This window comes from Pseudomonas sp. PDM22 (assembly GCF_014851965.1).
Taxonomy (GTDB): Bacteria; Pseudomonadota; Gammaproteobacteria; order Pseudomonadales; family Pseudomonadaceae; genus Pseudomonas.
The window spans coordinates 85,492-99,502 of the sequence record NZ_JACVAR010000007.1 but is presented as its reverse complement, the minus strand read 5'-3'; the positions used below and the strand labels follow the sequence as shown (position 1 = coordinate 99,502).

General features: G+C 66.3%; 12 protein-coding genes. 7 read left to right on the top strand and 5 right to left on the bottom strand.

Annotation, left to right across the window (positions count from 1 at the left end):
* Positions 1–16 precede the first annotated feature (16 nt).
* Positions 17–1,033: an alpha/beta hydrolase gene (locus tag IB255_RS23800; protein ID WP_081520545.1), complete on the bottom strand. Its 1,017-nt coding sequence runs from the start codon at positions 1,031–1,033 to the stop codon at positions 17–19.
* A 432-nt stretch (positions 1,034–1,465) separates the two neighbouring features.
* Between IB255_RS23800 and IB255_RS23795 the strand changes: the two genes are divergently transcribed.
* Together IB255_RS23795 and IB255_RS23790 are read left to right on the top strand one after the other, a co-directional pair.
* The gene (locus IB255_RS23795; RefSeq protein ID WP_081520546.1) at positions 1,466–3,469 is read left to right on the top strand and encodes a peptidase U32 family protein; all 2,004 of its coding nucleotides are present in this window, start codon (positions 1,466–1,468) and stop codon (positions 3,467–3,469) included.
* Positions 3,470–3,625: 156 nt separating this feature from the next.
* Positions 3,626–4,027, top strand: coding sequence for a hypothetical protein (locus tag IB255_RS23790; RefSeq protein WP_081520547.1), 402 nt, complete (start codon positions 3,626–3,628; stop codon positions 4,025–4,027).
* Here the strand turns inward: IB255_RS23790 and IB255_RS23785 are convergent, their stop codons facing one another.
* From IB255_RS23785 to IB255_RS23775, 3 genes are all read right to left on the bottom strand, one after another.
* Positions 4,028–5,359 (bottom strand): OprD family porin, encoded by a 1,332-nt coding sequence (locus IB255_RS23785; protein ID WP_230986171.1) that lies wholly within the window; start codon positions 5,357–5,359, stop codon positions 4,028–4,030.
* Positions 5,356–6,534, bottom strand: a complete 1,179-nt coding sequence (locus IB255_RS23780; protein ID WP_081520548.1) for a DUF1624 domain-containing protein — start codon at positions 6,532–6,534, stop codon at positions 5,356–5,358. The genes IB255_RS23785 and IB255_RS23780 overlap by 4 nt, the downstream gene beginning before the upstream one ends.
* A gap of 110 nt (positions 6,535–6,644) precedes the next feature.
* On the bottom strand, positions 6,645–7,265 hold the full coding sequence (locus IB255_RS23775; RefSeq protein WP_081520549.1) for an FMN-binding negative transcriptional regulator: 621 nt from the start codon (positions 7,263–7,265) through the stop codon (positions 6,645–6,647).
* Positions 7,266–7,479: 214 nt separating this feature from the next.
* Here IB255_RS23775 and IB255_RS23770 point away from each other — a divergent pair, with 214 nt between their 5' ends.
* From IB255_RS23770 to IB255_RS23760, 3 genes are all read left to right on the top strand, one after another.
* On the top strand, positions 7,480–8,676 hold the full coding sequence (locus tag IB255_RS23770; RefSeq protein WP_081520550.1) for a GGDEF domain-containing protein: 1,197 nt from the start codon (positions 7,480–7,482) through the stop codon (positions 8,674–8,676).
* 108 nt (positions 8,677–8,784) lie between these two features.
* A complete protein-coding gene (locus IB255_RS23765; RefSeq protein WP_081520551.1) occupies positions 8,785–10,308 on the top strand; it encodes a sensor domain-containing diguanylate cyclase in 1,524 nt (507 codons plus the stop codon).
* Entirely contained in the window at positions 10,305–11,063 is a 759-nt protein-coding gene (locus IB255_RS23760; protein ID WP_225594990.1) for an SIR2 family NAD-dependent protein deacylase, read from the top strand. The genes IB255_RS23765 and IB255_RS23760 overlap by 4 nt, the downstream gene beginning before the upstream one ends.
* A 218-nt stretch (positions 11,064–11,281) precedes the next feature.
* Here IB255_RS23760 and IB255_RS23755 read toward each other — a convergent pair whose 3' ends face one another.
* A complete protein-coding gene (locus IB255_RS23755) occupies positions 11,282–11,497 on the bottom strand; it encodes a hypothetical protein (protein WP_139791689.1) in 216 nt (71 codons plus the stop codon).
* On the opposite strand from IB255_RS23755, the gene IB255_RS23750 reads away from it, so the two are divergent.
* Both IB255_RS23750 and IB255_RS23745 read left to right on the top strand, forming a co-directional pair.
* Positions 11,483–12,208 (top strand): gluconate 2-dehydrogenase subunit 3 family protein, encoded by a 726-nt coding sequence (locus IB255_RS23750; protein ID WP_081520552.1) that lies wholly within the window; start codon positions 11,483–11,485, stop codon positions 12,206–12,208. The two genes, IB255_RS23755 and IB255_RS23750, sit on opposite strands and share 15 nt — an antisense overlap.
* Before the next feature lie 29 nt (positions 12,209–12,237).
* Positions 12,238–14,010, top strand: a complete 1,773-nt coding sequence (locus IB255_RS23745; RefSeq protein WP_081520553.1) for a GMC family oxidoreductase — start codon at positions 12,238–12,240, stop codon at positions 14,008–14,010.
* The last annotated feature ends 1 nt before the right edge of the window (position 14,011 follow it).

Genomic DNA, 14,011 nt, shown 5'->3' with positions numbered 1-14,011 from the left:
TGGTTGGATAAGCGGCTTACTGCAGGTGAACCTTCAGCTCTTCACCGGCCTGGCGCATGGCGGCCTGTACCGCGGGCACCTTGCTCACCACGTTGAGCAGACCGTAGTCGTGGATCATTCCGTTGTAGCGCACGGAAGTGACAGCCACACCGGCGGCGTCGAGTTTGCGACCGTAGGCTTCACCTTCGTCACGCAGCACGTCGGATTCGGCGGTCTGGATCAGGGTCGGCGGCAGGCCCTTGAGCTGGTCGGTGGTGGCGCGCAGGGGCGATGCGTAGATCTCGGCGCGCTGCTTCGGGTCGGTGGTGTAGCTGTCCCAAAACCACTGCATCATCGGCTTGGTGAGGAAGTGTCCCTGGGCGAACTGGTTGTACGAGCCGGTCTCGAAGCTGGCGTCGGTCACCGGCCACAGCAGCGCCTGGAAGCGCAGCTTGGGCGTGCCCTTGTCCTTGGCCATCAGCGCGACTACCGCTGCCATGTTGCCGCCGACACTGTTGCCGGCCACAGCCAGGCGCTTGCCGTCGACGTTGATCTCCTTGCCGTGTTCGGCGACCCATTGGGTCGCGGCGTAGGCCTGGTTGATCGCGACCGGGTAATGCGCCTCGGGGGACGGGGTGTAATCGACGTAGACAGCAACCGCGCCGGAGTTCACCACCAGGTCGTGGATCAGGCGGGCGTGGGTCGGGTAGTCACCCAGCACCCAGCCACCGCCGTGGAAGAACATGAACACCGGCAGAGTGCCCTTCACGCCGGCCGGGCGGACGATGGTCAGCTTCACCGGGCCGACGTCGGTCTGCACGGTCTTCTCGCTGACCTGGGTGCCGGAGAGATCGACCTTCACCGAAGCCTGGGCACCAGTCAGTACTGCGCGGGCATCTTTGGGCGAGAGGGTTTCCAGCGGCTGGCCCTTGCCGGCTTCCAGCGCTTCGAGGAAGGCCTGGGTGTTGTGTTCGACGGTGGGATTGCCGGCGGCGAAGACGTTGCCGATAGCCAGGGTGAGGGAGGCGGCGAGCAGGGATTTCTTGGCGTTCATGATTCGGTTCCTTGAAAGTGGGGAGAGGTGTTCCGAGAGGACGAACGAATCTTGATCCATGCCCGCAAAGCGCGGAATAGACAGGGTTGCAGGGTCACTTTGCAGTTCTGCAAGGGCATCTCAAGGGCCTTGCAGAATTGCCGGAGCTGGCGGTGCGACCCGTAGGAACTGGCCATGCCTGCCCGCGCCGAAACAACGCGGACATAGTCCGCTGGCACGCCATCCTACAAAGGGTTAGCCGATGGGATCGGAGCGGCAGTTGGCGCGGACGTTGTCCGCGGTTCGCGGGCATGGCCCGCTCCTGCAGGGGCAGCCGGGACGACCGGGGGTTACGCCGCCCGGCACGCCACGGGTGCCGGCGCGGCGTTTGGCCGGTACAATGCGCGATTGCCCGTGTCATACCTGACAAGCACGCCTGATAAAGAAGAAATCATGTCCTTGCCCAAACACCATCTGGAACTGCTCAGCCCTGCCCGCGATGTGCATATCGCCCGCGAGGCCATCCTGCATGGCGCCGACGCCGTCTACATCGGCGGCCCGAGCTTCGGCGCGCGGCACAATGCCTGCAACGAGGTGAGCGATATCGCCCAGCTGGTGGAGTTCGCCCACCGCTACCACGCGCGGGTGTTCACCACGATCAACACCATCCTCCACGACAACGAGCTGGAGCCGGCGCGCGCGCTGATCCACCAGCTCTACGACGCCGGCGTCGATGCGCTGATCGTGCAGGACCTGGGCATCATGGAGCTGGACATCCCGCCGATCGAGCTGCACGCCAGCACCCAGACCGACATCCGCACCCTGGAGCGGGCGAAGTTCCTCGATCAGGCCGGCTTCTCCCAGCTGGTGCTGGCCCGTGAGCTGAACCTCAAGGAAATCCGCGCCATCGCCGACGAGACCGATGCCGCCATCGAGTTCTTCATCCACGGCGCGCTGTGCGTGGCCTTCTCCGGCCAGTGCAACATCTCCCACGCCCAGACCGGCCGCAGCGCCAACCGCGGCGACTGCTCCCAGGCCTGCCGCCTGCCCTACACCCTGAAGGATGACCAGGGCCGCGTGGTGGCCTTCGAGAAGCACCTGCTGTCGATGAAGGACAACAACCAGAGCGCCAACCTCAGCGCCCTGGTGGACGCCGGCGTGCGCTCCTTCAAGATCGAAGGGCGCTACAAGGACATGGGCTACGTGAAGAACATCACCGCCTATTACCGCCAGCGCCTGGACGGCATTCTCGCCGAGCGCCCGGACCTGGCCCGCGCCTCCAGCGGCCGCACCGATCACTTCTTCGTGCCGGACCCGGACAAGACCTTCCACCGCGGCAGCACCGACTACTTCGTCAGCGACCGCAAGATCGACATCGGCGCCTTCGACTCGCCGACCTTCACCGGCCTGCCGGTGGGCACCGTGGAGAAAGTCGGCAAGCGCGACCTGCTGGTGGTGACCAAGGACCCGCTGTCCAACGGCGACGGCCTCAACGTGCTGGTCAAGCGCGAAGTGGTCGGTTTCCGCGCCAACATCGCCGAGCCGAAAGGTGAATTCGAAGAGGACGGCGAGAAGCGCTACCGCTACCGCGTCGAGCCCAACGAGATGCCCGAGGGACTCTACCGCCTGCGCCCGAACCACCCGCTGTCACGCAACCTCGACCACAACTGGCAGCAGGCGCTGCAGAAGACCTCCGCCGAGCGTCGCGTCGGCCTGTCGTGGGTCGCAAAACTGCGCGAAGAGCGCCTGGAACTGACCGCCACCAGCGAGGAAGGCGTCAGCGCCAGCGTCGCCCTGGACGGCCCGTTCGGCGCCGCCAACAAGCCGGAACAGGCGCTGGACCAGTTGCACGACCTGCTCGGCCAACTGGGCACCACCCAGTACCACGCCGACCAGATCGAGCTGGACGCCCCGCAGGCGTTCTTCATTCCCAATTCCCAGCTCAAGTCGCTGCGCCGCGAAGCCATCGAAGCGCTCACCGAAGCCCGCGTGCAGGCCCACCCGCGCGGTGGCCGCAAGGCCGAAACCAGTCCGCCGCCGGTGTACCCGGAGTCGCACCTGTCGTTCCTGTACAACGTCTACAACGAGAAGGCCCGCGAGTTTTACCACCGCCACGGCGTACAGCTGATCGACGCGGCCTACGAGGCCCACGAAGAGACAGGCGAAGTGCCGGTGATGATCACCAAGCACTGCCTGCGCTTCTCCTTCAACCTGTGCCCGAAACAGGCCAAGGGCGTCACCGGCGTGCGCACCAAGGTGCAGCCGATGCAGCTGATCCACGGCGACGAAGTGCTGACCCTGAAGTTCGACTGCAAGCCGTGCGAGATGCACGTGATCGGCAAGATCAAGGGCCACATCCTCGGCCTGCCGCAACCGGGCAGCGAAGGCGTGAGCAACATCGTCGGGCAGATCAGCCCGGAAGACCTGCTCAAGACCATTCGCAAGCCGGCGCACTGAGGCTGACCTGGACGTGTAGGAGCGAGCTTGCTCGCGAACAGCCCAGCATCTGAGGTGCCGGGAAATTCGTTCGCGAGCAAGAACCAGGCGTCACCCTCGCTCCTACAAAGAGCAATCTCCCTGCGCAATTCCCCGATCCCCCGCTATGATCGGGACATGACCGCCACTCCCCCGCTCCGCCAGCAATGCCCGCCCGGCGCCTGCAACTGCGACCGGGAACGCCTGCTGGAACAGCCCGACGCCGACCTGCGCATCCTGCTGCTCACCCGGCACGAGGAGCAGCGCCTGCTGGAGCGGCTGGAGAACCTCAAGGACCTGTCCGACCTGCAGCGCATGCAGCACAAGCTCTACGAGCAGCTTGGCATCCGCCTGCACATCGCCCCCGGCTTCAACGAAGTGCGCACCATGCGCGGCATCGAATTCGACTTCGACGAGCAGCCCGGTCTCTGTCGCAAGACCCGCCAGGCCATACCCGCCGCGATCCGCCGGGGCCTGGAGAGGAACCCGGAGATCGCCTGGCGCCTGCTCGACGCCCACGACCTGCTCGGCGGGCTCTGATCAGAAGCCGCCGTCCAGCGGGTATTCCACGGCAACCCTCAGCTGATCGGTATTGAGCTCCGCCTGCGCAGCATTGGCGCGGTGGCTGTTGTGCATCAGCACCAGCCGCAGCCCCTTGGCCGGGCCTTCCGGCACGCGGTATTGCAGCATCAGGTCGCGCTCCCAGTGCTTGCCGCCCTCGCCGTACCCCAGGTACGCGTAGCCGCCACGCGGGTCGACGTGGCTGCCATCGATGTCCGTGCCACGCACGTAGGCCGCCGCCATCGACAACCCCCGCGCGCCGAAGCAAGCCAGGTCCAGGTCATAGCGCAACTGCCAGGAGCGTTCGTTGGGCGCATTGAAGTCCGATAGCTGCACTGCGTTGGTGAGGAAGATCGCCCCACGCGTCACGTAGTCGAACGGCGTGTCGCCCTCGACCTGCTGGTAACCGACACTGAGCCGGTGTGCGCCGAAACCGTAGCCGCCGAGCAGGCTCCAGGTGGTGTTGTCGATGCGCCCGGAGAGCGCCTGACCGGTGTCTCGGGTGCGGTAGAGGTTGAGGTTCAGCGACAGGTCCTGCCCCGCGCCCAGTGGTTGGCTGAAGGTGCCGCCCAGGTAGTCCTGGCGCCAGCTGTCCTCGTAGCGCGAGGTGAAGAGGCTCAGGCTTGCCGACTTGGCTGGCGCGTAGGTGAAGCCCGCGAGATCGAAGGCATCGCCCTGGCGGGCGTTGGAGTAGTTCACCACGAAGCCTCGATCATGGCTGGAGGCATTGCGGTCGGTGCTTTCGGTGAAGTGCCCGGCCACCAGTCGCAGCCCGGAGAGCTCCTCGCTGGAGAGGAAGAAACCGGTCGCCGTTTCCGGCAGCAGGCGGCTGTCGGACGAGCTGAACACCGGCGTCTTCACCCGCTGCTCGCCCCACCAAAGGGTGGTCGAAGACATCCGCGCCTTCAACGCCGCGCCGCCGCGGGCGAAGCTGTCCTTGGGGTGGCCTTCGTTATCCAGGCCCACCAGCCGTGCCTTGCCGGCACGCCCACCGCCGCTGTCCAGCAGCACGCCCTGGTAGAGGTGGGCGTCCAACCCCAATCCGACGCTGCCCCGGGTGAAGCCTGACTGCAGGCTGCCCATCAGCCCGTATGCCCACTCCTCCGCATAGCCATTGCGCTCGCTGCGCGGCTTGTAGGCATTGCGCGCGCCACTGTTGCGATCGCCGTGGCGGTACTCGCGCTGGTCGAACACCGTGCGGTTGAGCAGGCTCCAGCGGCTGTCCTCGACGAAACCGCCGGACTCCTCCTGCGCCGCGCCGAACGCCGGCGCGGACAGCGCCAGCAGCACAGCGGAACTGCGCAGCCTCACAGGTACTTCAGCCAGGTGATATCGCGACGACGGGCCTTGAGCCCGGCGAACCAGTGCACCGGCGGGTACAGGGCGACGATCAGCACCAGCGCACCAACCCAGACCGCCCACACCGAATCGAAGCCGAAGTACTGCCCGTGGTTCAGCCCCCAGATTGCCGCGGCGGCCAGGTACAGCAGCTTCAGCACATAGAGGTGCAGCAGGTAGAAGAACATCGGCGCCGCACCGAACACCGCCAGCCAGCGCGCCAGTGCGCCCTGCCCTCGGCGCTCGAAGCACACCAGCAGGAGCAGGCCGATGCCCAGGGTCAGCGCCAGGAACAGCAGCGACGGTGGGTACTTGGTGATGTTGAAGAAGCTCATCAGCAGTTGCAGGTCGGTATCGCCATCGCCCCAGGGCTTCTCGCCATAACCGTTGTTCAGGCGCAGGGCGATGAATCCGCCCAGCGCGATGGCCGCCGCCAGCAGCAGGTTGCGGGTGCGCCGGGCAGCATCGGCAGAACGACCGAACCAGGGGCCGACGGCATACCCGAGGGCAATCACCCCGATCCACGGCAGCAACGGATAGGACGTGCGCAAGCGCAGCGCATCGCCCACCTCGATCCAGCCGCGGTCATGCAGCACCGCCCAGGGCACGTGTGCCCAGTGGCCGGGCGCGAAGTGCAGCCCATCGAGGAGGTTGTGCCCGGCCACCAGCGCCACTCCCAGCACCACCAGCGTGGCGCGCGGCAGCCAGACCAGTGCGGAAAGCGCCAGCATGCTCAGGCCGATGGCCCAGATCACCTGCAGGTAGATGACCTGCGGCGGAAACTGGAAGGTCCAGGCGAAGTTCACCAGGGTGATTTCCAGCAGCACCAGGAACAGCCCGCGCTTGAACAGGAAGGCCGAGACCGCCGCGCGGCCCTCGTGTTTCTCGCCATAGAGGAAAGCGGAAAGCCCGGTGAGGAAGACGAACACCGGCGCGCACAGGTGCGCCAGGGTGCGGCTGAAGAACAGCGCGGGGTCGGTCTGGGTCACGTCCATCGGGTCGCTCACCTGCAGGTGCAGGTAGAACGTCTCTCGGACGTGGTCCAGCAGCATGAAGAGGATCACCAGCCCGCGCAGGGCGTCGATGGAGTGGAGTCGCGTGGCGGTTTTGGCAATAGAAGGTATTGCGGGGCTCAGTGCGGAGGTCATGGGCGAGATCGATTGCGAGTGAATTGTAATATTATTACATTCCACGCAACCGATCCGCCAACCCTTCGAAACATGCGGACATGTCTGGAACGGGCCTCACCGGCACGGACTCAGCCCAGCGCGCCCTTCATCGCTGCGGAAAGCTCGCCACTGCCGAGCTGCTCCAGCCGCTCGGCGGCACCCAGGCGATCTCGCTCTTCCTTGTTCTGGCTGAGCTTCGACTTGCCGATGATCTCGCCGATCTCCACCTCGATGCCGACGATGTTCGCCAGCATGCCGCTGATGAATTCCGGGGTGGAGTCGCTCATCTTCCAGGGCTTCTCCTCGCTCGCTTCGTGGGTGCGCGTCAGGCGGCCGACCACACCGCGCACGAAGCGCTCCTCGTCCATGACCTTGAGGCGACCACGAACGTGCACCACCTGGTAGTTCCAGGTCGGCACCTGGCGGTGCGCCTCGTGCTTGCTCGGGTACCAGTTGGGCGAGACGTAGGCATGCTCGCCACGGAAGATCACCAGCACCTCCTCGCCGTCGGCCTCCTGCCAGACCGGGTTGTTGCGGGCGACGTGGGCGCGCAGCAGCGGCTTCTCGCCGGTGAGCTCCAGCTCGAACGGCAGGTGGTTGGCGTCCAGCAGGCCGTCATGGCCGGTGACCAGGATGCCCAGGGGATAGTCGCGGATCAGCCGGTGCAGCTCGTCCGGGCGGGCTTCCTCGAAATGCGCAGGTACGTACATGTCAGGCCTCGACAGCAGATGATGGCGGTCATCATGCCGCCGCATTGGCTCCCTATAAAGATCCATTAGCGACCCCGTTGACAGAGCCAATCCGCGGGAACCGACGTTTTGGTACAGCCTGTGCATCGCCCCGCTGGACGGCGATGGTGCCGCACCCTACTCTAGCCCTTGGCCAGCATTCGCCCTGGATGGCAGACACAGGCTCCCACTCTCGATGACCGCACCCGAGTTCCCCGCCGTTCCTCCCCGGCAGCAGTACCAGGGGAGAATTCCACCGCGCCTGCAGGATGCCTACAAGGCGTATGTGATCCAGCATTACCGGCGCTTCCTGCTGGCGATCAACTTCATCGCCATGGCCGCCTACGACTCCTACGTACTGGCCGACGCGCTGCTCATCCCGGACATGGCCAGGGAATCGCTGTTCCTGCGCACAGGCCTCAGCCTGATCGGCCTGATCAACATCTTCCTGGTGTTCCGCTTCAGCCGCAGCGTGCTGGTGATGGACCTGCTGATGCCGGTGCACGACATCATCTCCACCATCGCCTGGTTCGAACTGCTCAAGCGCAGCGCCTCGCCGGACGTGCCCTTCTTCCTCTACGCCTCGGTGGTGTTCGTGCTGCTGGGCAATCTCGGCGTGCGCTACTCCTTCAAGGGCATCGCGCTGGTCTCGGCGATCATCACGGCGATCATTCTCTACAACGTCTGGCTGATCCACGACGGCGCCGCCAAGCCGCTGCTGATCTTCACCCTGGTCTACCTGCCTATCGCGCTGTTCAGCCTGTTCATCAGTTGGACCAACATCAAGGGCGTGCGCCAGGCCTTCCTCGCCGACCTCGAAGAAAAACGCCAGCGCACCGAGCTGGCCGCACTCAACCTGCGCCTGCAGGAGCTGGCCGCCACCGACGGCCTCACCGGCGTGGGCAACCGCCGCTCGCTGGACCTGCAGCTCAACGAGAGCTGGCACGGCATGCGTGCCCACGGGCGGCCCTTCGCCCTGCTGATGGCCGACATCGACTACTTCAAGCCCTACAACGACCACTACGGCCACCAGGCCGGCGACCGCTGCCTGTGCCAGGTGGCCGAAAGCCTGGTGGGCACCCTGCGCGGCGGGCGCGCCAACGTCTATCGTTATGGCGGCGAGGAGTTCGCCATCCTGCTGGAGGCGACCAGCGCCGAGGACCTGCGCTGCGTCGCCGAACGGCTGCGCGAACAGGTGGCGAGCCTGGGCATCGAGCACTTCTACCGGCCCGACAGCCTGCGCCACCTGACCATCAGCCTCGGCGCAGCCATGGCCAACGAAAGCGGGCTGCAGGAGCCACGCGAGTTGCTCGCCCGCTGCGACCAGCACCTGTACGTCGCCAAGCAGAAAGGTCGCAACCGTGTGCAACTCAGCGGTATGCAGGGCGTCTGACGAACGACACGTAACCCGGTGAGCGCGGCCGGCGTCTCCCTGCACTCGCTGCGGACGATGCCCGCCAAGCACGGCAACCGCCACAGGGACCGACCCAACGAGGCCAGAGTGAAACGCGACATCCGTCTTGCCATCCTCCTGCTGTCGATCATCAGCCTTGCCGTGGCCGCCGCCACGGCGTGGGAGCTGTGGTCGGCGCGCGAGCGCACGCTGGCGGAAACCACCACGCACAACCTCAACCTCACCCAGGCGCTGGATACCTACGTCGAAGGCATCGTCACCCAGAGTTCCATGCTGCTGCTCGGCCTGGCCGAACGCCTGGAGCACGAGGGACGCGGCGCGCCCCAGCTGCAACGGCTGAACGACCTGGTGCGGAGCCAGCAACACCTGCTCGCACAGCTCAACGGCGTCGGCATCTACGATGCCCAGGGCAACTGGCTGATGACTTCCAACGGCCCCTTCCCGCCCGGTGCCAACAGCGCCGACCGCGGTTACTTCATCCACCACCGCGACAATCCCTCGCTGGACGCCTATATCGGCGAACCGATCCACAGCCGCGCCACCGGCGTCTGGGTAATCACGGTCAGCCGCCGCTACAACGACGCCCAGGGCAACTTCGCCGGAGTGATAGTCGCCACCCTCGGCGTGCAGGACTTCCTCCGCCTGTTCGGCAAGATCGACATCGGCAAGACCGGCGCCATCGGCGTGGCCACCAGCAACGGCCAGGTGCTGGTGCGCTACCCCTTCCGCGAAAGCGACATGGGCCGCGTGCTGTCGCGCTCGCCGATCTTCACCCAGTATCTGGAGAGCGCCACGGTCGGCAGCGCGACCTTCGCCTCCTCGCTGGACGGCATCGAGCGCATCTACGCCTTCCGCAAGAACGAGCGCTACCCGCTGGTCACCTCGGTCGCCCTCGGCAAGGACGAAGCCCTCGCCGCCTGGGCCGCCGACGCCCTGCGCACGGTGGCCATCGCCTTCGGCCTGCTGATGGTCATCGTGGTCATCGGCAGCCTGCTGATCCTCGCCATCCAGCGCCGCATCGGCACCGAGCGCCTGCTGCGCGACGCCCGCGAGGACCTGCTCAAGGCCAACCGGCAGCTGGAAGTGCTCGCCTCGCGGGACCCGCTCACCGGCCTGGAGAACCGCCGCAGCTTCGACGAGCACCTGCTCGCCGAACTGCGCCGCGCCCACCGCGAACGTTCGCCACTGGGGCTGCTGCTGATCGACGTGGATCATTTCAAACGCTTCAACGACACCTATGGCCATCCGGCCGGCGACGACTGCCTGCGGCGCATCGGCCGCGTCCTCGCCGACAGCGTGCGGCGTCCCGCCGATCTGGCCGCGCGCTACGGCGGCGAGGAACTCGCGGTGATCCTGCCCAACACCGGTCCTGACGGCGCCCTGGCCGTGGCCCAGCAATTCATGCAGCGCCTGCAGGGCGCCAACCTCACCCACGCCGGCAGCCCCCTGGGCCGCATCACCGCGAGCATCGGCATCGCCACCCTGCCGAGCGGCAGCGACAGCAGCCCACAGGCCCTCATCGAAGCCGCCGACCGCGCGCTGTACCGCGCCAAGGCCGCCGGGCGCAATCGCCTGGAAAGCGCGCCCACGCCCCAGGAAGCCCCGCAATGATCCTCGATTCCGCGTTCATCGATGCACTGCGCAAGGCCCGTCACGTCGTGGTGTTCACCGGTGCTGGTGTTTCCGCCGAGAGCGGCATTCCCACCTTCCGCGACCGCCTTACCGGGCTGTGGGAGCGTTTCGACGCGGCCTCCCTGGCCACCGCCGGAGCCTTCCGCGCGGACCCGACGCTGGTCTGGGGCTGGTACGAATGGCGCCGCAGCGTCGTCCACCGTGCCCAGCCCAACCCGGCGCACCTGGCCATCGCCGCGCTGGCGAGCAAGGTGCCCAGGCTCACGCTGATCACCCAGAACGTCGACGACCTCCACGAGCGCGCCGGCAGCCAGGACGTCACCCATCTGCACGGCCAGCTGGAACGCCCGCGCTGCTTCCAGTGCCAGCGCGAGCCGGTTGCGCCGCTGCCGGTACCGGACGAACCCGAGGCCGGCCGCCGCGTGCAACCGCCGGCCTGTGCCCATTGCGGCGGCCCGCTGCGCCCCGGCGTGGTGTGGTTCGGCGAAAGCCTGCCGCTGGACGCCATCACCCACGCCTTCCAGGCTGCCGAACAATGCGACCTGCTGATCTCCGTCGGGACCTCCGGCGTGGTCTACCCCGCAGCGGAGATTCCCGAGATCGCCTGGCGCCTGCGCGCGAGCGTCCTGCACGTCAACCCCGCCCCCGGCCCGTTGCACGGCGAGCGTGATTTCGCCCTCGCCAGTGCAGCGGGCGTCGCCTTGCCGGCCCTGTTGAACGCGGCATTCGGCTGACGCCGCGCCGACAGGATGCTCTACCCATCCCATGAAGCTGGTAGCGCTCGATTGATTCATGCGCGTTCAATTAATGGACGCCACACCCGGAACTTCCTTCGGCGCAGTTAATTATCTGCAGCGTTATAAAGAACAACAAAAGCAGTCTTTCAAACCATAAACTTCCCAGGACTTTTCCTGCGGCTCCTACAACACGCCTTTCATATCAACCAACAACTTCACAACTTCAGTCCGCCCCACTTCCCCCGCCACTGCCCCAGCGCGACGCTGCTCCAGGCGTTCGCTGCGTTCATTCGCTGCGGCTGCATCCACGGCACGCTCCTGCATTTCAACGACATCGGTCCTCGAGCCCCGGCCATGAACCCCTGGCCGTCCGCCTGTTCGATCACCACGGCCGATGCGTACTGGAGAAATACTTCATGAATCGTCGACATACACTGAAGTCCGGACTCATCCTGATTGGCAGCGCTACGCTCGCCACCCTGCTGCGCCCCGCCGGCGCCGCCAGCCAGATCCTCACAGGCAGCCGGCGCTGGACCGCCGCCGATACCGCGCCGCCCTTGCCGGTCGACCCGCGTCTGCGGGTGTTCTTCAACGAGCACGAGGCTGCCCAGATCAAGGCCATCTTCGACCGGCTGATCCCCGCCGACGAGCTGTCCATCAGCGCCTCCGAAGCGGGCTGCGTCACCTTCATCGACCACCAACTGGCCGGCGACTATGGCAAGGGGACGGCGCGCTACTCGTCATCCCCCTTTCTGCCGGGAAGCGCGCAACAGGGCGAGCAGGGTCCGCTGACGCCGGCCGACCGCTACCGGACCGGGCTGGCTGAAGTCGAGAAGGACTGCCGGGCCCGCTTCGAGAAGTCCTTCTCGCAACTCTCCACCGATGACCAGGACCGCTACCTGGAAGACCTGGAAGCCGGGCGCGTCGCCTTCTCGCTGCAGCCCTCCGACACCTTCTTCGCCCTGCTGCTGGCCAACGTCCGCGAAGGTTTCCTCGCCGACCCCGTGTACGGCGGCAATCGCGACATGGCGGGCTGGAAGATGATCGGTTTTCCCGGCGCCCGCTACGACTACCGCGACGTCGCAGCCCTGAAGGGGCAGCCACTGGATATCCAGCCCGTCAGCCTCATCGGGCGCATCTGAGTCCGCGTTCCGCGAAAGGAGCCACCGTCATGCATTACACCCGTGAAAAGGCCGATGTGGTCATCGTCGGATTGGGCTGGTCCGGTTCACTCATGGCCGAGGAGCTGACCCGCGCCGGGCTGAATGTGGTCGCCATCGACCGCGGGGCCTGGGAGCAGGCCCATCGCAACTACCCGCCGAACATCGCAGCGGACGAACTGCGCTACGGCGTGCGCCGCGAGGCGCTGCGGCCGCCAGGCGTGGAAACCCTGACCTTCCGCAATGCACCCTCGGAGACCGCCCTGCCGGGGCGCGACTGGAACAGCTGGCAAATGGGCAACAGCGTCGGTGGCGCCGGCAAGCACTGGGCGGCCAACACCTGGCGCTTCTCGCCGGCAGACTTCCAGATGGCCACGCGGGTGCGCGAGCGCTACGCCGGCATGCCCCTGGCCGATGGCCTGATCCTGCAGGACTGGGGCGTCAGCTACGACGACCTGGAGCCGCATTACGACCGCTTCGAGAAGATCGCCGGCATTTCCGGCAAGGCCGGCGTGCTGGACGGGCACGCCGTTGCCGGCGGCAACCCGTTCGAAGGCTCGCGCAGCAGCGAATACCCGACCCCGCCACTGGAGCGCTCGCACTGGAACGAACTGTTCCACACGGCCACCCAGCGCATGGGCTACCACCCCTTCCCCATCCCCGCCGGCACCCTCGGAGCGCCGTACACCAACCCGCTGGGGATCAACCTCGCGCCCTGCACCTACTGCGGCTACTGCGGCTTCTACGGCTGCGGCAACTGGTCCAAGTCCTCTCCGAACGCCTGCGTGATACCGGCGCTGATGGACCGCCACAACTTCACCCTGCTCACCGAATGCACGGTGCTCAGGGTGGAAAAGCTCCGGGCTGACCACCGCGTTTCCGGCGTCACCTTCCTCGACTCGGCGGGCGGCGTCGGCTTCCAGCCGGCCGATATCGTGGTGATCGCCGCCTACCAGCTGGACAACGTGCGCTTGCTGTTGCTCTCCGGGATCGGCCAGCCCTACGACCCGGCGAATCGCAGCGGCACCCTGGGCCGTGCCTACAGCTACCAGACCATGTCGTACGGGTTCCTGTACTTCGACAATGAGTACATGAACCCCTTCATCTCCACCGGCGCGCTGTCCACCCAGATCGATGATTTCAACGGCGACAACTTCGACCACACGGGCCTGGGCTTCATCGGCGGCGCCGGCATCCAGGCACTGTCCGACCAGGGCACGCCGATCGGCATGGCCGACCGTATCCCTCCCGGCACACGGCAATGGGGCAGCGAGTGGAAGAAAGCCTTCCGTCACAGCTACCAGAACTACGCGAAGATCCAGGGCCAGGGTACGTCCTACTCCCACGCCGACAGCTACCTCTCGCTGGACCCGACCTACCGCGACGCCAATGGCCTACCGCTGCTGCGCATGACCTTCGACTACAACGAGAACGACCGGCGCATGGCCGAGTTCATCCGCCTGAAGATCGAGGACATCTGCCGCGAACTCGGTGCCCGCAGCTGGGAAACCGTCGCCTTCCCCGCCCAGCACAATTCACCTTTCCGCGCCTACGACAGCTCACACACCATCGGTGGAGCGGTGATGGGAAGCGACCCCGGCACCTCGGTGCTCAACCCGTTCCAGCAGCACTGGGACGCCCACAACCTGTTCGTCCTGGGTGCTTCGTCGTTCCCCAACAACGCCGGCTACAACCCCACCGGCACCCTGTGCGCCCTGGCCTTGTGGACCGCCAGGGCCATCGTCGGCGACTACCTGCGGCAACCCCGCCCACTGGTGAGCTGAG